Raw genomic sequence first — 20,366 nt, 5'->3', positions numbered from 1 at the left:
AACCTCGTTATGTACAGCAAACAAACGGCACCGGTGTCAGCGGCGAGGTGCGCAATATGCGGAATTTACCTAAGCCGTTGCCCAGCGGGCTGACATTACTTGCTACCGCATTTGCTGTCGCGACAGTCTCCCGTGATTCCAGCGGTTTCGCAACTACGCCAATCGGGCTCGACTCATAAGCAGCATACGGTTCCTTTGTATTAGACACCATATCCAAATAGGTGTTAGGGTTGGGCATCATTTCGACACAAATTACGCTGAGAGACGAAGATACGGGAAGCCCCATCAGGGCTAATACCTGCGACACTTCGTTATTTGTCCATGTTGTTTGTGAATAAACAACCGCATCGCGGTTAATTTTGAATGTAACCGGAACAAGCCCTACTGGCGGCTGGGGAGTAACAAGTAGCTTTTCGCCTAAAAGAATGTTGCGGTTAGATTGCCCGTCGGCCTGCGTAACCTGTGCATAGAGCAACGCCCAGATGTCGGTACGCGGGGGTTTAGCCGTTACATTTACCCCATTAAGTACGGCTACGGCATGAGGAGCGCTTACGCTTATAGCCAATTCGTCGCGGTTTACGCTGCAAAACAGGGTTGGCGCAGGATGCTGCACACCGGTTATCCGTAACGGGCGGCCATACCTGCCCTGTGCGGTACTCCAAATCTTCTTATGCCCGGCCCTGATCTCGTAAGTGAACAGGCCGAACAATTCAGGCGATGCGTTATGTAAGCCTGGGGGCAATGGGATAAGGAAATGCTTATCCGATCCTTCAGCCGGTATCATTTCCTGCATGGCATCAAGCCCCGCTTCGTCGTCCGTGTTATTGCCCGAACTGATCACACGTATCAGTTCCGGGTCGATAGGCAGCGCGGGTTCCTGTGTATTCTCAACCAGGCCCGGCGTAAGCTGTGCCAGTAATGGATCTGGCGCATAATTGAGCAGGCGAATGAAAAAGCTGTCATTCGGATCGGCAGGTGCATCCTTGAACTCGAACCACAGGTGTTTTTCGCGCGCTTCGGTTGCCGAATAATCGTCGTTAGTGATATATTTAGATAAAGCCATACCTGCCGAAGCCAATACGGGTATCTGCGAAGGATTAGTAGTTACCGGTAACTCCAGATTAAGGGCCAGGGGTTTATCGGCCGCAGGCGCAGCGATAAATTGTGGTGTAATAATGTATTCAAGCTCAATAATATCCGGGAACTTTCCGGGCAGCGGCTTCGGCTCTACGGCATCCAGGTACACCAGGTCCATTTCAGACCGGTCAGGGTTTAGTAGCGAATTTATGTTAGCCGTGTTACCAAGTCTTATATAACCCACATTTTCTTTCGGGTCGGCGGCTACTATAGCGCCGTTCGCTTTATATTTCATGATACGCTGTACCAGGAAGCTATCAGTTTTTACCGCATCCCAGGTCCAATCGCGGTTAAGGACAAGTTTTACTGCTACGATCCAATGATTAAGCAGATCGCTTTTGGTTGAGATGGTAATGTTTGAACTGTCAGGCGACAGCGAATGCCGAATCGCGCGCGAACAGCCGAACTGCACCTGTTTGCCGGGCTTGCCTACCAGGGTAAATCCTTTATTATTTACGCCGAGCTGAGCGGCCAACCGTTGTACAAGGTCAGGCGGATTGTTGGCATTGCGGTCGCCCAGCAAAATTTTAAAGCGGGTATCCCTGTTTAACGGCAGCGGATCAGGATCGGGCTGAAGGTATATACCCTGTAATTGATTTTCGGCGCCCGTGCCCGAGAAAAGACCTTTCTCAACGGCAGATTCCTTTCGTACCATAAACGATACCGGGAGCCCGCGGTTAGTCAGGCCCGATCCAAAATAATTTGGGTCAGGCGGGCAAACCGGCCGCATAGTAACGCGGATATCCCTTGACGTTGGTAGTACGATCTGCGGAATGGTATCGATCTGCCCGGCTGTAAGGCCCAGGGCTTCCAGGTTGGTGGGGTCGCCAAGCGCCAGAACCGGTGCATCTACGTATTTGATCGGCATATTCAAAGCCGCATTAAAGTCGGCCGGAAACGACCGGTGCGTAGTATATAAAGGTATGTAGGCCTCTCGCCCGCTGGCAGACAATTGGTTGTCCATTAGTAATGATTTTACTTCTACCAGGATTTCCACCTGCGTTACATCAGGGTCGGCCAGTCCGAAATCCCTGCCCAGCTTTCCGTTGGTGGGGTTCCCGGCCGCGGCGTCTGCATCGGCTTTAAGCAGCGCAATAGCGTTCGGGTATTTTTTGGTAAATACTACCGCTGGATACCCCAGTCTTGGCCGGGTGACGTTAACAGAAGTGCCGGTGAAAAGATCTCCGTTGATGGGTTTATCTGGCCAGTTCAACTGTTGCGGCACTACATACCGTTTGAAATGGATGGTTGAAACAGGCGCCGGGCCCTGGTTATCCGGATCGGGCTTATGGGTAGTAACCGGGCCGCCGCCGGTAAAGTCGGTCATTCGCACCCTGAAATCATAGACATTTCCATAAAACAAGCCTGGGCTCCCCTCGCCAACAGGGTCATACAACGTTTGCTGTACCGCGCCGGCCTGGTCAGTTTTATGCATTACTGCCGCATCGGCATCCGACAGTACCAGCGACTTGCCTACCCATTGCGTAAAGTATGAAGGCAGCCAAAAATTAGCGCTTGTATTGCCATCTATTTGCGAAGGATAAACTTCGGTACCCAGTTCAAACTGTTTGCCGTTTGGGGTGATCTGCACCGGCCCGAGTGTAATGTTTGTTTTCGATTTTACCATCGCAAGCGATGTCCATGGATTTTCAGCCTGGCCCGACGGAACGGCCAGTCTTACATCTACCCGGTATTTGGCTACGCCCAACGGAGAATCGACCCGAAGGCCCGTGCCCGGTTTATCGGGGTCCTCCGCCATCTGGCGGTTCTGCCATATCAATAACTGCTCATCGTCCCACCCGATGCGGATACCAAGGTCTTTGGTCGGCAGCGATTCAGGATCCTCTTCTTCTTTTACAAAGTTGTTGTTTACCGGCTGATAGGTGTGGACGATCTTTGAAAAGCCGGTGTCGTATTCACTTGCTTCGATAAATATCGGGTCGAAGTTTCCCGCCGGTACAGGGTCGGGGTCCATTGCATTCTGCTTGAAAAGTACAGGGAACTGTACGGCCGCAAAGACATTGCGGTTCTTATTAGGCACTAAGGCAGGGATGCGTGCCGCATATTTTTTCACCATGCCTTTATCGGCCTGGCTCTCGGCAAAGTAATCGCTTCCGTTGTCAAGGTCGATCCATAACCAGCCACCGTTCGGAAACGTATTGACATCGATGGTTATGGTAGAAGACTGCAAAAAGCCCGCCGAACGCGCCAGGTCGGGCTGCCGCAACAAGTAAGCGAAAACTTGTCCCCAGCTTACAGCCGTAGGGTCGGAATTAACAAAGGCGGGATTTACAACCGTACTCCTTACAGCACAAGCGTAGCTGTCGTCAATAACTGCTTCTTTCACTCTTGGATTGGTAAAATTAAAAGAGCTGCGATAACTAAGCGGTAAATATTTTTGTATGAAGTGATTGGCATTAGCCGGTGGGGCCGCATCGCCCACAACTGAAACGTTGAATTTTGCCGCAAGTGTCGAAAAGACCGACGGTGCCCCTGCCGGTATCGCAACCCCTGCCAGAGGGAAGGAGGTTGAAGGCTGAAGATCACTTGGGAAAATGGAAAGATCGGCTATCACCTTTGCCTGTAATTTCAGGTTGGCCGACTGGAAAGGTGGTGTGCCCGGTGCCAGCGGCTGTGTAGGATCGATATTCCTTGGAATGATCAGAGCATTGATACTAAGCTTATTTCCCAGTAATTTTTGAGGGAAAGTCAATATGGTGAGTTTTGCTGCCATAACTTTTAAGTTTGTTTTTTGAAAGTCAGGCTATCTGCCTTGACTCTGACCATGATTTAGAGAAATTGATGTCTATTACAAGGAATATGCTGATGTCGATAGCGAAAGTAACCTGTGCTGTCATATCGGTTTTGTTCGCTGTACGATCGATGGTGCCCGAAGCTTCTATCGTGATGGTAATATCTACCAAACCGCCCAGCAGGTTCGCTTCGCCTTTGAACAGGAGGAAGGCCGTGATCTTGATCTCGGTCGATGTCAGGTTCATTTCGATACCAACCATATAGGTCACCGATACGTCGCCGACAACCGGCAAACCCACCATCAATTCGACCCCAAAGCCGAACTTCATGTATAGCGCCGGCCCGGTTTTCACATCGGCGCTTAGCCGTACAACCACCTGGCCTACGGCGTAAACCGTGGCTGCTGCCAGGGATACGCACATTACCTGCATTCCACCGTCGAATTCGAAATAAGCTCCGGCGGATGGTATAAGATTGCTTGGATCAGAGGTGATGGAAAGCACCTCGTTAAAATAGGCGCCAACCTTTAGCCCGGCTGTAAGCCGCAACGGCGTGGTGGGCCCATCTAATTCGGCGGGAGGAAAGTGAAGTGTGGCAATCTCCTTATCGGCGTGGAATTTATATTCAAAATTATCGCCGCTATTGCTCATGGCCACTTCCAGCGCCTTTTTGGCTACCGCCGCATAGTCGCCGGTCGACAGGCTTTCGAGTACCTGCAGGATATCTACTATCGGCTTCAGGTCGGGCCCGAACTGCAATTGGGGTAGGTTAAAGGCTGAATCCGACCCGTTTTCGGAGTCGAAGTTACCATCGATGTAAACCATCTTGGTAAAGGGCCCCAGGTCGACATTCAGCGTTATGCTTTTTGCGCTTGAAACCCAGCTTTCGGCAAGTGAATTAAGATCATAATTAAGGTTCTTGTCTGAGCCGGTATTATAGGTTATGTAAAGCTTTACATCCTTAGTATTAACAAAGTACCACGGCGACGGCAACACTTGTTTCAGGATGTTGCCCGGACTTAATTTATTCAAAAGCTGGTAGCCTTTGTCCAGAATATTGATGCCGAATTTCGACATATCCATATCCGGAATATCCAAAGGGTTAGGGAATATCCCTGTCGAATTGATGAGGTGAAATGCATCGGCAAATTTAGCCAGCGGAAAATCGTTGCCAAACGACTGGAGCTGCTTTACGCCCGCTTTGTATGACGGAAGCTGGAACAACACTTTTTGCGTTCCGGTATTTTGCAACAAACCATAATTGATGGTTGCAGGTGCAGGCGGCCGTAACAAGTCGGCCGGATTGGCGAGGCGCAATTGTTCGGCCGGGTAATCCGATGTGCCGTTAGCCAATAATTTACCCCTCCGTATTAACGGTACCGGCGCATTATTTTCCACCGGTGAAACGGCCCCGCTTCCAAGGTCATGTTGTACAATGCTCCAGGAGCCGTCTTTCGGCAGGATGACCGTGCCGCGCGCCGTGCCTGTGAATACAGGATCGGGCGAGGCAGGGTCGGGTGCGCCGGCGACATCGACGCGGTTCAAGCGCATTTGCTGACCTGATTTTCCGATATCGATGATACAATCAACGGGACCGCCAAGCGAGCCGGCCTGAGTTTGCAGAAGTTGATTGAAGAACGCAGGGGAGATCGGTTCGCCGCGGGGGCCAAGCTGAACATAACCCAGCATTTGCTTTGACGGCACCCTGCCGTTGGAGGCGCCTTGTACCACGTTGTCTATCTGTACATCGGCGTCAAAGTTAATTGGCTGCAGCAATATGTCTTTGGATACACCTGCCGCCGGGATGGGTACGCTGATGCCATCATCATTGATGTAGTTTCCTGGGGGTGTCCTTACCCATGTCCTGCTAAATTGAGGCAGGTCGTTCTCAACTATATTTTTTACACTGAATACCCCTTTTACTATACCTGGATGGAAAGTATACGGGCTGGCTATATGCGTGCCTGATTCGTCGTTGTAGGAAAAATCATAAACCCCGTCAGTATCGGCTCTCCAGCCGCTGTCCACCCGGTATATGATAGCACTGCCGCTACGATAAATAGTAACGGTGCGCACTACCCGTATGCCCCAGGGATAAACGAGGCTTTTTACCTGTATGATCTCGAGCGACGTTCTGCCGACAATCACATCAAATTTGGCCTGGCTGGTAGCGGCAATGCTTGCATTCGGATCAAGCCAATTGCTAAACATGCTGGCGCCATAGCCGGAAAAATCGATCCGCTCGACAGGGACACCGACTTTGTGAATAAGCGGGGGCTGAAACTGCTGATTAAAGATATAATCTACGTCGGGGCCAAGTACGCTTGCATTTGCGGGCGTTCCGCTTGCGTTAAGCACATTCCGGAACTGCGTTGTAAAGCCCGAAAACGAAGGGCTGACATTTGGCTGTGTGGTGTCCTGCTGGCCGCGTGCAGCTATTTGCAGGCCACCGCTTACTATCTTTTGAGGGGCATTGGGGACATTTTTTGGCGTAATATCGAAATCCTGAGGCTCGATGCTTAATGTAGGCGGCTTAATGTTGGCAGGTATAGGTGTGCCGCTGTTCATTATGGCCATTGAACGCATGCCAAATGGCAGGGTAAACAGCGAGGCTGTAATAAGCGGGTTGCCTGCCGGGGTATGGGTGTAACTGTCGACAATAAACTTACTAACCGGAACCGGGGCTATCGGAACAACTTTGGAACTGTTATTGAATATTTGTGTTGGCCCGCCGTCATCACCAAACAGCAGCCAGCCAAGCGGCGGGTCCTGAGCGCCTGATTTTACTGCCGGCGGGGTAAGGTTGACCACCGGCTCCCAGGTTATTTCGGGAACCATAAACGCCCTGACAAATTTTCCCGGAGTGGCCAGGTCCATTCCCAATATCTGGAGCATGTCTGCCTCGGCCGAATTATCTATGGGCTGAATAGTGGATGACTGGCCATCGCTTTTCGCCTGGATGTTCGTTGTCGAAAAGGACACACCCATCAGGTCGGCGTTCGTTGAAACATCCAGCATGCAGAAATTGGGTGTGCCAAACTGCGCCGTAGCCTGGTCCCATCGTTGGCCAGGGTCGGGTTGAGCGACGGCCCGGGCCTGCAACTTCTGCGGTTTGGCCACATTGGCGGCAGCCACCGTTGTATTGGCTAAAGGCGTAATAGCAAAGGAAACTTTCGCGGCCTGCGGCGCCTTAGCCGGGGCACCGGGTTGTGGCCAGCTTACCAGGCCGGTTAACAAGCTTTGCACTTGTGATAGCGGTAGCGTTTTTTGTACCTGCCCGTTGCCTGCGGCGCCCGTGGCGGTAGTACCCGCAGCACCCCGTTGGCTGCCCCAATACAGGCGGCTTGCGGCGTAAGGGTCGGGCAGCGCCGGTGTCAGGTTAAACAAGCCAAAGGAAAGCAGCAGGCGGGCTTGTGCAAACGTCGTTGGGTTTAACAGCTCGCCAAAAAGGATCACGCCTGAAACCGGGGTTGTGGTGAGTAAGCCATTGGTAAGCGCCATGGCCTGTTGCGGCACACTGTTGAGCGTTGTATTTGGCGGCGGGGGATAATTTTGCAGCAAAAGCTGGCTATCGTACAGCAAAACTATTTTCTTCCCAGGCACTATGGCCTGGTACAAAAGGGCATTTGTGCCTTTTACACTAACGGGGCTATCGTCCACCTTAACGGGCCGGTCGATATTGGCTATGAATGATACGTTGGTACTCAATAATTCCTCGCCAGCCTGAATACTTAAAAAATAAAGTCCGAATTGTTTGGAATAGCTTACATCGGCGGTGGATAGCAGGCCCGTGGTGTCGTTGCTCCAAAGGTCGTAATGCTGTTTGCCATAGCGGTTCCCGGCAAAAAGGTCGGTGACCCCTATAATACCAACAGTAGCCGACAGTAACGGCGCGGCGAGTTTAACCGGGCCCCCTTCCAGGCCGGTCCAGCTAACCTGTAAGCCCGACAGGCATAACGCGGCCAACGCGCCGGTACCTAACGCGGTATTGGCTTGCGTTATATCTATCGTGGCAACGGGCAGATCCCAATAACCTTTAAGGATAGGGGCGGAGCCCTGTATTGTAAAGAATGACGAGTCGCACTTACTTACCGCAAAAGTTGGCGCGGTAACATTACAGCCTATATAAATTCCGTTTAAAGCAGGGTTGTAAACCGGGATGGCTGCAGGATCGTATTGAAAGGTATTTGCGCTTCCGTAAAGCTTCCACGATGCGTCTGCAAAGCTGTTTATTTTTATACCCGCTTCAGTTAATGTGAAGCTGAAAGTCGCCGGCAGAACCACCTGGGCATTCATAGCATCGATACCGATGTTACCGGGCGATGCAGTGTTGTTAACCGGCTGTTTCAGATTTAACGTTACGGTGCAAACAGCGCCAGCCGGCATAATTACCGCCTTATTACTGTTGATATCCAGGTGCTGGTTAAAAGTTATGCTGCCGGCGCTTATGGTCAGGCCGGTATAAGCACCCGCAGGAGCAGTGCTGGCTATCAGTTTCGACAGTATCCAGATGCTGCCCGCCGTTACCGTATATTTGGTGGGTGCGGCCGGCAGATCGATCTTTACGATGCTGATGGTTATCGGAACGATAATTGCCGGGTGAGTTGTATCGGTATCCAGGAAAATGGATATCGTTTCGTTGATGTTGCGTACCGGTATGATAACCGGCGGTGCTGTTGTTTTAACCGGCGGGATCGTCGTTTTAACAGGGGCCACTTTAACCGGGACTACCGGCAATTGATTCAATATACCGGAACCGCTTTTGTCGCCTACTGTGATGGTTGTGGTTGTTGTACCAACCTTTTTGCCAATGGTCTTAAAAACGCCCGGGCTGTCGGTCAGCAACTGGCTCGAGGTCGGGAACAGGCCGCCGAGACTTAATTTGTTGCGCGCGGGCATCACTGGTGACGCGAGTGTGGCCGATTTTACCGGCTTTATCGCATTTGCCTGCAAGTCATTTAAGAGGATAGGTGCAAGCTGAGATTGAAGCGCCGTTGTGCCGCTGCCTGCATCTGGCTGACCAAGAGAACTGCTGAGTTCCTGAATTAGGTTGATAATGTCCTGTTGTTGCATAGGTAATACAATTAAGTTGGTTAGTCATCCAGATAAGGTCGTCAAAGGCATTGTAAATTAAGGAACTAATAAATTGCGGATGAAGCGTAGAACTACGCAAACGGCGTGTGGAAAATACCCAATGCGTAATTTTATTAAATAAAAGTTAAGCAGGTGGCGGTTTATAAACCATAATATTAACTTCTCCAAACCGGCGAAGGCAGCCCATATGGATTTTAAAATATCACGGGTTTTGGAGCGGGTACAGGATGCCCGGGTTATAAATGAAAAATTTTCGAGTTCTTGCAAAGCAAAATATTTCTGTTAACTTGCCATTGCAATTGTTGCTACCTGCTTCTCACATGGTGAGTGATGTAATTTAATATTACTCCAGCCTCTTGCGATAATAAATACGGTACCCCAACGAAATAGACCTGGCTACGCCGCCAGGATAAATGGATATGTGCTGTTGCGCCGTGTTTTTAGTAATTAAAAGATATAAGCGTTAGTTGTATAAACTTTACGGCTTAAGATATTTAAGGCAATTGACCAGTTTCTGTCTGGTCGAAGGTTGTTGATTTTTACTGTTTTACTTCTTAATTAACCTTAAAAAAGCACTGGAACTGCTATGACTGAGGCTAAACGTTATTTTCGTTCACATTTGTGGAAGTTTATTGCCGCGGGCGCTTTGCTTGCATTTACTGGCTTTTCGTGGCGGAACGCCGGACAAAAGATATTGCCTGTTTACCCGGACAATGACGGCCTTTATTTGCCGGATGGTTTCCGGGCACTGGTTGTTGTTGACAGTTTAAAGGGCCAGGCCAGGCATATAGCCGTCAATAAGAACGGCGACATTTATGTAAAGGCCAGAAATCACAATTTAAACGGGGGTTATGGCAACATCGCCCTGAGAGATACTAATGGCGACGGCAAGGCTGATATCATAATTCCTTTTGGTAAATATGATGGACATACTTATGGTACAGCTATGCGGATACACAATGGCTACCTGTATTTCAGCTCGGAACTGATGGTTTACCGGATGAAGCTGAAGCGTGGACAGTTGGTTCCGGACAGCAAAATGGACACTATTGTTGTCGACAATCCGCCTTATCATGAGCATCAAACCAAGCCTATCGCTTTTGACAACAAAGGGCACATTTATGTTGGCTGGGGTGCCGGCTCTAACGCCGGGCAGGTAAACAACCGGCAGCCGGGCTCGCCCGGTGTTGGCGACCCGGGTTCGCCGGATAAAGGCAACCCGTGGTTAAAGGACCATGGGGGTATATGGATGTTCGATGCCGATAAAACCGGTCAGCACCAGGCCGATGGAGTAAAGTTTGCCACAGGCTTGCGAAGTACCGTAGCGTTGGATTGGGACGCCAAAAGTAAATCGCTCTATACCGTAGCGCATGGCCGCGATGATTTTCGAATGATCTGGCCCGATATATACACCCCCTGGGAAAGCGCGATGCAGCCCGCAGAGGAATTTTTTAAAGTGACCAAAGATTTTGACGGTGGCTGGCCCTACTATTATTATGATGCGATCAAAGGGAAAAAGCTGCTTAACCCCGAGTTCGGCGGGGATCGGGTTAAAGAAGGAGATGGTGCGAAACTAACACAGCCGCTTATTGGTTTCCCGGCACATTTTGCACCGAATGACTTGTTATTTTACCACGGGAAACAGTTCCCTTCGCATTACAAAAACGGGGCTTTTGTAGCCTTCCATGGTTCCACCGACAGGGCTCCCTATCCGCAGGCTGGCTACATTATCGCATTTGTTCCTTTCAAAGATGGTAAGCCTTCGGGGCCGTGGGAAGTATTTGCAGATGGTTTTGCAAAGGTAGACCCGATAGTTAACGTGAGCAACGCAGTATACCGGCCTATGGGCCTGGCCGAGGGGCCCGATGGCTCGTTGTATGTGAGCGATACAGAAAAAGGGAAGATATGGCGTATCATGTATACGGGCGACAAAAAGAAATTCGGGGCGCCCGAACTGGCAGCAATGGAAAAGCGCAAGCAAACGGCATCCAACATCAAAACACCCGACGAGGTTAAAGATAACCTGTTCAAAGGCATGGCCACCACCTCGGCAGTTTACAGTACTTATTGTGTAGCCTGCCACCAGGCAGATGGTAAGGGCGACGGAAACAGGTTCCCGCCACTGGCACAATCAGAGTGGGTGAATTACAACACGCCCCGGCTGATAAAAGTAATTCTTAACGGACTAAAAGGCCCCGTGAAGGTGAAAGGGCTTTCCTATAACGAAGTGATGCCGGGGCACGGCAGTTTCTTGTCGGACGCCCAAATTGCCGAGGTGCTCACTTATATAAAATCAAATTTTAACAACCTGCCTGAAATTGTTACGCCGGAAGAAGTAGGCGCGGTCAGAAAAACATTACCAAAAGAAACTCATGATTAGATCAGACCATATCCTTGCTTTCACAGCTAAGCAGCTGTTATTAGTTGTATCGCTTACAATAATTACAGTAAGTACGAATGCCCAGTTGGCGGATACAGGCTTGCTTTATAAGTCGGCTTTATTTACCCCTGTAAACAGTTTTACTATTGGTGTTGAGGGGCCGGCAGTTGATAAGGACGGGAATGTTTACGCGGTGAATTTTGATCATGACGGAAGCATTGGCAAGATGACACCGGACGGATCGGCCACGGTTTTTATAGAATTGCCGAAGGGAAGCACCGGTAACGGGATAAGGTTTGACAGCCACGGAAATATGCTGATCGCCGATTACACGGGGCATAATATTATTAAAGTAAACATGGCTACCAAACAACAAACCATTTTAGCCCACCGGGCAACAATGAGCCAGCCCAATGATATTGCCGTTGATAAGAAGGGCAGGATATATGCCAGTGACCCCAACTGGAAAGCAGGAACAGGTAAAATATGGCGTATCGACCCGGACGGAAGAATAAAGCTTTTGGATAGCATGGCGACAGTTAACGGAATAGATGTGAGCCCGGATGGCCATACGTTGTATGTAAATGAAAAGCGCAAAATATGGGCCTATGATCTTTCATCAAAAGGCGAAATAAGCAATAAACACCTGGTAACCGAATTTACGGATTTTGGAATGGATGGATTGAGATGCGATGTAAAGGGCAATATTTACCAGGCGCGGTTCGGCAAAGGCACAATAGCTAAAATATCGCCCGATGGAAAAATTATACAGGAAATAACACTTATCGGCAAGCGGCCAACGAATATCGCTTTTGGCGGTCCGGACGGTAAAACTATGTATGTGACGCTGCAGGACCGGGGCAACCTGGAAACTTTCAGGGTAGATGAGCCCGGCCGCGAATGGGAAATGTCCAAAAAGCAGAAATAAGTATGAAATTCAAAAGATCAATAGCAAGTATTATGGGTATGGCGTTTATAACTCTCGCCTGGCATGCACCTGCACAGGTAAAGAAAAAAGGCACTGTAAAAAAGAAAGCACCTGCTGCAGCGGCCAAAGTAATACCTCCGCCTCCGCCGCCTTTTGCTACTGCGCCTGAGCTTGAAGAGGGCAAAATACTGATATCCAGGTCGGACTGCCTGACATGTCACAAGATAGACGACAAACTGGTGGGGCCGCCTTATTCGGCTATTGCCGGAAAATATCCGCAAAACCAAACCTCGGTTGACGAACTTTCGCAAAAGGTTATCAAAGGCGGCAGCGGTGTATGGGGGCCGGTACCAATGGCTCCGCATCCGGCAATAGCGCTTGCTGATGCCAATAAAATGGTGAAATATATACTTACCTTAAATTCAAAGAATTTACCCGCCAGTTCGAAATAAATACCCGTGAGAATAGTAAAAACAAAGAAAAAACAAACGATCACTAAAACTTTAAACAACATGGAACAAAGAAGATCTATTTTGAAAAAAATGCTGGCCTCGGTGGTAGGTCTGTCAGTATTCGGTATAAGCAGGGATGCCATCGCCAAACCTGTGGACGAAAAGGTAGCCAATAATGTAACCACGTTACAGGATGTGCCCCTGTTTTCGGGTTCAACCAAGCTGGGCAATATGGTTTTTATTGCTGGCAAGGGGGCGCATGTGGAGCCATTTGAAATTAAGGCACATACCGAAATTGTATTGAAGGAACTGGAGAAGGAGCTTATCAAAGCCGGTTCTTCGATGGAAAAAGTACTGAAGGTTTCCGTTTTTCTGAATGATATTGCCGATTACCAGGGGATGAACGAGGTTTACAAGGGGCGTTTTGGTAAAAATCCGCCTGTGCGTACTACGGTTGCCGTTGCCAAGGGCGGTGTACCGGGAAATTCGCTGGTCGAAATGGATTGCATAGCTTATATATAAATAACTATCGAAATGAAACGCAGAGACATATTGAAAGGCCTCACCATATTGCCGCTAACAAGTGGCTTTGTGAGCCGGGCCGCATCTCTTGGAAAACCCATCCAGCCGTCACCGGTAAAACCTGAGCGCGACCTTTTTAAGGAGTTGGGCGTTACCCCGGTGATCAATGCATCGGTAACCATGACCTTTTTGTCGGGCTCGCTGATGTTACCCGAGGTGCTGGAGGCTATCAATTCAACCTCGCACGACTTTGCCAACATGTACGAGCTACAGGACAAAGTAGGCGCCAGGATAGCTGAAATGCTGCACGTAGAAGCCGCCATGGTGACTTCCGGTGCGGCTTGTGCCATATTATTGGGCACGGCGGCTGCCATAACCGGCACCGATGCCGAAAAAATAAAGCTGTTGCCAAACCTGCCCGGTCCGCGACCCGAGGTGATCATGCAAAAAACGCACCGCTACCTTTTCGACCAGGCCGTGACCACAACCGGCGCCAAAATTATCGAAGTTGAAGGCCCCGATGAAATGGAGAAGGCGATAAACGATAGAACGGTAATGGCGTTATTCTTTAACGCAGCTGAAAAAAGCAGTATCTCGCACGCCGATTTTGTAGCTGTTGCCAAAAAGCATAACATCCCTACGTTTTTGGATGCCGCTGCCGATGTGCCGCCTGTCGAGAACCTTTTCAAGTTCCAGAAGATAGGCTTTGACCTGGTTACTTTTTCGGGCGGAAAAATGATACGCGGTCCGCAAAGCGCAGGCCTGCTTTTTGGACGAAAGGACCTGATAACAGCAGCGCGCGCCAATCATAGCCCTAACGAAGCGCCTATCGGCAGGCCGATGAAGGTAAATAAGGAGGAGATGTTTGGGATGTACGCAGCCCTGAAAGCTTACCTGGAGAGGGATCACAAAAAAGAATGGGAGGACTGGCTTCAGCGTACCAAACATATAGGTTCGCAGCTTGAGGCGGTGCAAAGCGTTAAAACCGAAACGACAATTGACCCCGGTCCGGCTAACGCATTTCCGAGCCTGAAGGTAACCTGGGACCAGGATAAAATCAAAATTAAGCCCCAGCAAGTGGTAGCGGCCCTAAAAAGCGGCACGCCAAGTATTGTTGCGAATGGCGGGGCCGATCATCTTACTATCGGTGTAGTGCTTTTACGGCCCGACCAGGTGGATATTGTGGCCGGCAGGGTAAAATCAATATTACAACAGGCCACCTGAAATAAGCTGTAAATTAATTATAGACCTAAAATGCTGAAGAATATTTTTCTGTTGCTGGCCCTTTCGGCGGTGATTGGCCCGGCGTGTATGGCGCAATCCTATGATATCGTGATCAAAGGAGGTCATGTTATCGACCCCAAAAATGATATTGATGCTGTGATGGATGTGGCGGTAGATGGCGGCAAAATAGCGCTTGTGCAAAAAAACATCGACCCAAAGCAAGGGATACAGGTAGTTGATGCAAAGGGCATGTATGTTACCCCGGGATTGATAGATATCCATACCCATGATTTTTATGGGACACAGCCCGACCATCAGTACGAGGACGGGAACCTGGGGATATCGCCTGATGGTTTTACTTTGAGAAACGGCGTAACTACGGTTGTGGACGCGGGCAGTTCGGGTTGGCGAACGTTCCCAACCTTTAAAGCGCAAACTATTGATGTCTCGAAGACCAGGATATTGGCGCTGTTAAATATTGTGGGCGAAGGTATGCGCGGCGGATACGAGCAGAACCTGAACGACATGGACCCTAAGATGACCGCCCTGGTTGCGCGGAGGTATAAGGATATAGTGGTCGGTATCAAGCTGGCCCATTACGAGGGCCACGACTGGGCGCCTACCGACCGCGCTGTGGAAGCAGGCACCCTTGCAGGCGGTATACCGGTTATGATCGACTTTGGAGGAAGTAACCCCCCGCTTTCAATTGAGGAGTTGTTCATGAAACACCTGCGCCCCGGCGATATTTTTACACACTGTTTCGGTCAGCTTGGCAGCAGAGAATACATTGTGGACCTGCAAACAAACAAGGTGAAGCCCTTTGTTTATGAAGCCAGGAAACGTGGGATCATTTTTGATGTCGGCTATGGGGGCATCAGTTTCGCGTATTCGCAGGCATTGCCGGCAACTAAGGAAGGTTTTTTTCCTAATTCCATCAGCACCGATATCCACGTTGGCAGCATGAACGATGCAATGAAGGATATGCTAACCTGTATGACCAAATTTTTGCAATTGGGAATGTCGCTGCACGACGTGATACAGGCCAGCACATCAAATCCGGCGAAAGAAATAAAACATGAGGAACTGGGTAATTTGTCGGTTGGTGCCGATGCGGATATAGCCGTGCTAAGTATCCGCGATGGCAAATTCGGCCTTTTTGACTACACAGGTTACAAGGTAGAGGCCAGCAAAAAGCTGGAATGCGAACTTACCGTAAGGGCCGGAAAAATAGTATACGACCTTAATGGCATCGCATCGCCTGTTTATCCGCCTAAAAAGGTCGCCTTGAGTAAACAGGCAACTTTAAAAGGAGAAACCCATTAACTTAGCTACTTCGCACCATTTTATAAACCATGAGAAGACACTGCAAAATTTTACTATTATCGTTACTAGCCGGCGTATGCTGCTGCCGGGCTGTTAAAGCGCAAACCATTTCGAGGGATGAACTGATCTTTTATACGTCCGAATGGAAAGGGGAACGATTTCCGGACGGGAGGCCAAAAATACCCGACGCTTTGATAGAACGGGCAAAAAAGATAGGGATAGAAGAAGCGTGGACCGTATTACGGAACGAGGGCTATAATAACCAGTTTGAAGGCGACTGGAAGATGGTTAACGATACCATACCTGTGGTTGGCCGGGTGGTTACGGCGATGTACATGCCAAGCAGGCCCGATATAGAAAAAAACATTAAAGAAAGAGGCGCCAAACAAGGGCGTAAAGGGAATACCAATTCGTGGCCCATAGATGTTTTGACAAAAGGCGACGTTTATGTAGCCGATGGTTTTGGAAAGATAAGGGGTGGAACGCTGATAGGCGATAACCTGGGGAATTCAATATTCAGCAAATCGGGTAACGGGGTTATTTTTGACGGCTCGGCGCGCGACCTGTCGGGTTTAAAGGATATTCGCGGTTTTAACGCTTTTGTGCGCGATTTTGACCCTTCCTATCTTGAAGGAATGGTATTAATGGGGCTTAATACACCCATTCGCATAGGCCATGCTATTGTTTTACCGGGCGATCTTGTGATATCCGAAAAAGAGGGCGTGCTTTTTATCCCTGCTCACCTGGCCGAAAAGGTCATCGCCACAGCTGAGTTTATTGCGGTGCGCGATGATTTTAGTCATGCCATGCTTAAATCGGGCAGGTTTTCGCCGGGCGAAATTGATAGCCAATGGACCAGCCAGTTAAAGGATGCCTTTATGAAATGGCTTGATGAAAACCCTAAGGAACCAAGAATAACGAGGGCGCAATTGGATGCATTTACAGAAAAACGCACCTGGTAATAAAACCAACCTAAATTAAAGCCATTGAAAAATATTGATATCTACAAAGTTATTGCAGGTTTAGCGATACTTTGCCTGCTTATAGCCTGCGTCCGCACCGGGCAGGACGGGATTGCGAACGCGGGCCCTTTTATTATCGCTTTTTTTGTTCTGTCGTCTATCGCCTTTCGCGGCTCCGTGCGGTTAAAAGGCTTTTCCTATACGGTCGTTATTTTTGCGGCGGTAACTACTGCTTTATATTATCCGCAATATTTTATTACTGTAAACGGCTTTAAGCTTTCAACCCTTATTACGCCGCTTTTGCAGCTCATCATGTTCGGCATGGGCACTTCGATGGGACTTAAGGACTTTGCAGGCGTAATTAAAATGCCGAGGGGCGTGTTTGTGGGTGTTGGCAGTCATTTTATTATTATGCCGCTGCTTGGCTTTGCGCTGGCAAAACTAAGCGGTTTCCCGCCCGAGATAGCGGCCGGCATAATCCTGGTCGGTTGTTCGCCGAATGGCATGGCTTCCAATGTTATGTCGTATCTTGCCAAGGCAAACCTGGCGTTATCTATAACCATAACGGCTGTTTCTACCATGCTGGCGCCAATTTTTACCCCGCTGCTGATGAAACTCCTCGGCGGCGCTTTTATCAAGATCGATGTGTTGAGTATGATGTGGGATATTGTAAAAATAGTCATTATACCTATCGGCGCGGGCATTCTGTTCAACAAGTATCTGCTTAAACGGGCGCTATGGCTGGAAAAATTGATGCCGCTGGTGTCTATGTTCGGTATTGCGCTGATCATCGTAATCATTACCGCCGCAGGCCGGAGCAGCTTGCTGAACATCGGCTTTATGCTGATACTGCTGATGCTGATCCACAATTTATCGGGGTATACGCTGGGTTACTGGGCCGGAAGGCTGTTCAGGATGCCCGAACGCGATTGCCGGACGATGGCCATAGAAGTAGGGATGCAAAACGCCGGACTTGCGTCGGGGTTGGCAAAAGGATTGGGTAAAATTGCCACCGTGGGGCTGGCGCCTGCGGTATTCGGGCCGCTTATGAATATCACCGGATCGTTACTGGCTAATTACTGGCACCGAAAGCCCCTTAAGGAACGGTAATAGTTGGGATGAAGACAAGGTCCGCCGGTAAAGATTCAACATAGGTCAGCGAGCTTTCCGTTATTCCCCCAAATTTGATATTTTCGGCCTTTTGAATAACCTATTATGCTTACAGTAGAAAAGATCGGCGGAACGTCGATGAGTGCGCTTGCCGAAGTGATCGATAATATCATTTGCTATAACCGTACTGCCGACCAATTAGGTAACCGGGTATTTGTGGTTTCTGCTTTTTCGGGTGTGACCAACCGGCTGCTAGAGAACAAAAAGACCAAGGCTCCCGGCGTTTACCATAAACTGGCCAATGGCGAAGATTACCATGAAGCTGTGGCCGGGATGACGGCACACCTGGTAGAACTTAATCATCAGTACGCACACCTGGGTCTCGATACAAAAAAAGCGGACGAATTTATTGGCGCGCATATCGCCAAGGCGCTAACCTACCTGGAAAGCGCCACCACCATGCTTGCTTCGGGCTACCTGAACGAGGGTATCCTGCTGGCGGCGAGGGAGATACTGGCTTCGATAGGGGAAACGCATTCGGGCTACCTGCTTGCAAGTATACTGCAGCAGCGCGGTATGCCGGCTAAGTTTATTGACCTGGCCGGCTTTGATGACCGCCGCCCGCTAACGATAAGCGAGCGGATATCGGACGCTTTTAAAGACGTGGACCTGGAAAATTGTATCTGTATTGCCACCGGGTATGCCAAAGGCACAGAGGGTATTATGCGCGAGTTCGATCGGGGTTATTCGGAAGTAACCTTTAGCAAGATAGCGGAGATATTGAAACCACAGGAGGCCATCATCCATAAGGAATACCACCTATCGACCGCCGACCCGGCACTGGTTGGTATAGAGAACGTGCAGCCGGTTGGTAACACCAATTATGATATTGCCGACCAACTGGCGGACGTGGGTATGGAGGCCATTCACCCTAAAGCAGCTAAGCCGCTGGAGATGGGCGGCATACACCTGCGGATAAAAAATACTTTCGAGCCCGGCCATCCCGGTACGCTGATAACCCGCGACTACATATCCAAAGTAAAGCGGGTGGAAGTTATTACCGGTACGGCGCAGCTATTGCTTATCGATATCTACGATCCGCGTATGACAGGCAACGTGGGCAGCGACCTGCAGATAATGCAGCTTTTTTATGCGCACAATATCAGCTATACCTTTAAGGTAACCAGCGCCAACAGCATTACTATTGTAATATGGGAAAGTGACTTTAAACCTGAATTAATTGACGACCTGGAACTGAAGTTTGAGAAAGTAACAACCGAGCCTGTCGCCATGGTATGCCTATTGGGTACCAATATGGATCAGCCTGGATTGTTGGCGAAAGCTGCGACAGCGCTGGCGAAGGCGGAGATCAACATCATAAGCGGCGGTTTTGCAAGGGGAAAAGTGAATATCCAGTTCCTGGTAGCCCGCGAACAATTCAAAAACGCCATTATAGCGCTGAATAAGGCGGTAGGGTAGGCGGAAGTTTGCAGTTTTCTTTTTGCGCTTCTGGCATCGCCAGCAAATGCTCATTTTACCGCTAAATATCGTTCGTTAGTGCCACGGGCGCTTTTGCAGCAAATAACCCGCTGCTCGTCGATCTTTCTTTTTTAATACCCGGCTTTTAGCGCTCTTTGAAAAAAAGAGCATTATGAATACGTTAATTCAAACATTTCCTGCCTGGGCAAAAGTGCTTGTCTACTTTTTGATCATGTGGCTGGCTACCATTACAGCGGGTGTCGTACCGTCACTAAACGGCCTTTTCTTCTTCTTCGCGGTATCGCTGGCCATCAGCTGGATTTTACTTCGCTACGATCATTTAAAACTCTCATCGCTTGGATACTACCCTAAAAATACGGGCCAATGGAAACAGCTTTTTTCGGGCCTCGTTGCGGGTGTTATAATGCTTGTTATAACGGCTGCCATTACGCTTGCGGTTACTAAGGCAAACTGGCATTTCAACAATACCATCGATGCTGTATACGTATTGATGACGTTTGTTATGTGCCTGTGCTCTGCGTATATACAGGAGTTTGTATTTCGGGGGTATCCGTTCCAGGTGTTGCTAAAGGAGTACGGACCATGGACGGCACAGTTAGCGATCGCGCTGCCATTTGGTTTGATGCATATAAATAGTTCCATGCAGTTGCAGGATATTGCCACGGTTATGCTGACAACGGGATTAGGTTCGTTATTGTTCGGCCTCGCATTTATCAAAACAAGGAACCTGATGTTACCTGCCGGAATACATTTGGGTTGGAACTTTGCCCAGGCCCTTATACCGCGCACTTCATCTGCCGATGGAAAAGCACTGATCCTGGTTACAGGCAACCAGGTAAGCTACGGTTCGTCCGTTATTTTATTGCCTTATCTTATGATTGTAATCGCTGCCATCATTTGCCTGGCATTCACAAGTTTCAATAATACCGGCGCAGCCCGGGGGGCGATCGCATCGCGAGGAAGCGATATAAATAATTAAGC

The 20,366-nt window shown here is 49.4% G+C and carries 12 protein-coding genes; 10 read left to right on the top strand and 2 right to left on the bottom strand.

Translation table 11 applies throughout. The features are described 5' to 3' along the window. Window positions 1-7 precede the first annotated feature (7 nt). A complete protein-coding gene (locus tag VL525_RS17400) occupies window positions 8-3,871 on the bottom strand; it encodes a hypothetical protein (protein ID WP_325388309.1) in 3,864 nt (1,287 codons plus the stop codon). A 25-nt stretch (window positions 3,872-3,896) separates the two neighbouring features. Continuing rightward, a complete protein-coding gene (locus VL525_RS17395; protein WP_325388308.1) occupies window positions 3,897-8,963 on the bottom strand; it encodes a hypothetical protein in 5,067 nt (1,688 codons plus the stop codon). 607 nt (window positions 8,964-9,570) lie between these two features. Here VL525_RS17395 and VL525_RS17390 point away from each other — a divergent pair. The 10 genes from VL525_RS17390 (at window position 9,571) to VL525_RS17345 (ending at window position 20,364) form a co-directional block, all read left to right on the top strand. Beyond that, on the top strand, window positions 9,571-11,364 hold the full coding sequence (locus tag VL525_RS17390; RefSeq protein WP_325388307.1) for a c-type cytochrome: 1,794 nt from the start codon (window positions 9,571-9,573) through the stop codon (window positions 11,362-11,364). Beyond that, complete coding sequence (locus VL525_RS17385) at window positions 11,357-12,292, top strand: SMP-30/gluconolactonase/LRE family protein (RefSeq protein ID WP_325388306.1); 936 nt, start codon at window positions 11,357-11,359, stop codon at window positions 12,290-12,292. Before VL525_RS17390 ends, VL525_RS17385 begins: the two co-directional genes overlap by 8 nt. Before the next feature lie 2 nt (window positions 12,293-12,294). Further along, window positions 12,295-12,744, top strand: a complete 450-nt coding sequence (locus VL525_RS17380) for a c-type cytochrome (protein WP_325388305.1) — start codon at window positions 12,295-12,297, stop codon at window positions 12,742-12,744. A 60-nt stretch (window positions 12,745-12,804) separates the two neighbouring features. After that, the gene (locus tag VL525_RS17375; RefSeq protein ID WP_325388304.1) at window positions 12,805-13,266 is read left to right on the top strand and encodes a RidA family protein; all 462 of its coding nucleotides are present in this window, start codon (window positions 12,805-12,807) and stop codon (window positions 13,264-13,266) included. 12 nt (window positions 13,267-13,278) lie between these two features. Beyond that, window positions 13,279-14,490, top strand: coding sequence for an aminotransferase class V-fold PLP-dependent enzyme (locus VL525_RS17370; RefSeq protein ID WP_325388303.1), 1,212 nt, complete (start codon window positions 13,279-13,281; stop codon window positions 14,488-14,490). A gap of 30 nt (window positions 14,491-14,520) precedes the next feature. After that, the gene (locus VL525_RS17365) at window positions 14,521-15,813 is read left to right on the top strand and encodes an amidohydrolase/deacetylase family metallohydrolase (RefSeq protein WP_325388302.1); all 1,293 of its coding nucleotides are present in this window, start codon (window positions 14,521-14,523) and stop codon (window positions 15,811-15,813) included. 29 nt (window positions 15,814-15,842) lie between these two features. Beyond that, window positions 15,843-16,775 carry an RraA family protein gene (locus VL525_RS17360; protein ID WP_325388301.1) on the top strand — a complete coding sequence of 311 codons (933 nt, stop codon included), beginning with the start codon at window positions 15,843-15,845 and terminating at the stop codon, window positions 16,773-16,775. 24 nt (window positions 16,776-16,799) lie between these two features. Further along, complete coding sequence (locus VL525_RS17355; RefSeq protein ID WP_325388300.1) at window positions 16,800-17,885, top strand: bile acid:sodium symporter family protein; 1,086 nt, start codon at window positions 16,800-16,802, stop codon at window positions 17,883-17,885. Window positions 17,886-17,990: 105 nt separating this feature from the next. Beyond that, window positions 17,991-19,364, top strand: coding sequence for an aspartate kinase (locus VL525_RS17350; protein WP_325388299.1), 1,374 nt, complete (start codon window positions 17,991-17,993; stop codon window positions 19,362-19,364). 172 nt (window positions 19,365-19,536) lie between these two features. Further along, window positions 19,537-20,364 carry a type II CAAX endopeptidase family protein gene (locus VL525_RS17345; RefSeq protein ID WP_325388298.1) on the top strand — a complete coding sequence of 276 codons (828 nt, stop codon included), beginning with the start codon at window positions 19,537-19,539 and terminating at the stop codon, window positions 20,362-20,364. The last annotated feature ends 2 nt before the right edge of the window (window positions 20,365-20,366 follow it).

Source organism: Mucilaginibacter sp., assembly GCF_035492695.1.
Taxonomy (GTDB): domain Bacteria; phylum Bacteroidota; class Bacteroidia; order Sphingobacteriales; family Sphingobacteriaceae; genus Mucilaginibacter.
The sequence above is the reverse complement of the archived record's forward strand: the minus strand, read 5'-3'. Positions and strand labels throughout refer to the sequence as shown.

Excerpts from the sequence above, each read along its gene's own strand:
- VL525_RS17400 (WP_325388309.1), bottom strand. The coding sequence starts at position 3,871 with ATGGCAGCAAAACTCACCATATTGACTTTCCCTCAAAAATTACTGGGA.
- VL525_RS17395 (WP_325388308.1), bottom strand. The coding sequence starts at position 8,963 with ATGCAACAACAGGACATTATCAACCTAATTCAGGAACTCAGCAGTTCT.
- VL525_RS17390 (WP_325388307.1), top strand. The coding sequence starts at position 9,571 with ATGACTGAGGCTAAACGTTATTTTCGTTCACATTTGTGGAAGTTTATT.
- VL525_RS17385 (WP_325388306.1), top strand. The coding sequence starts at position 11,357 with ATGATTAGATCAGACCATATCCTTGCTTTCACAGCTAAGCAGCTGTTA.
- VL525_RS17380 (WP_325388305.1), top strand. The coding sequence starts at position 12,295 with ATGAAATTCAAAAGATCAATAGCAAGTATTATGGGTATGGCGTTTATA.
- VL525_RS17375 (WP_325388304.1), top strand. The coding sequence starts at position 12,805 with ATGGAACAAAGAAGATCTATTTTGAAAAAAATGCTGGCCTCGGTGGTA.
- VL525_RS17370 (WP_325388303.1), top strand. The coding sequence starts at position 13,279 with ATGAAACGCAGAGACATATTGAAAGGCCTCACCATATTGCCGCTAACA.
- VL525_RS17365 (WP_325388302.1), top strand. The coding sequence starts at position 14,521 with ATGCTGAAGAATATTTTTCTGTTGCTGGCCCTTTCGGCGGTGATTGGC.
- VL525_RS17360 (WP_325388301.1), top strand. The coding sequence starts at position 15,843 with ATGAGAAGACACTGCAAAATTTTACTATTATCGTTACTAGCCGGCGTA.
- VL525_RS17350 (WP_325388299.1), top strand. The coding sequence starts at position 17,991 with ATGCTTACAGTAGAAAAGATCGGCGGAACGTCGATGAGTGCGCTTGCC.
- VL525_RS17345 (WP_325388298.1), top strand. The coding sequence starts at position 19,537 with ATGAATACGTTAATTCAAACATTTCCTGCCTGGGCAAAAGTGCTTGTC.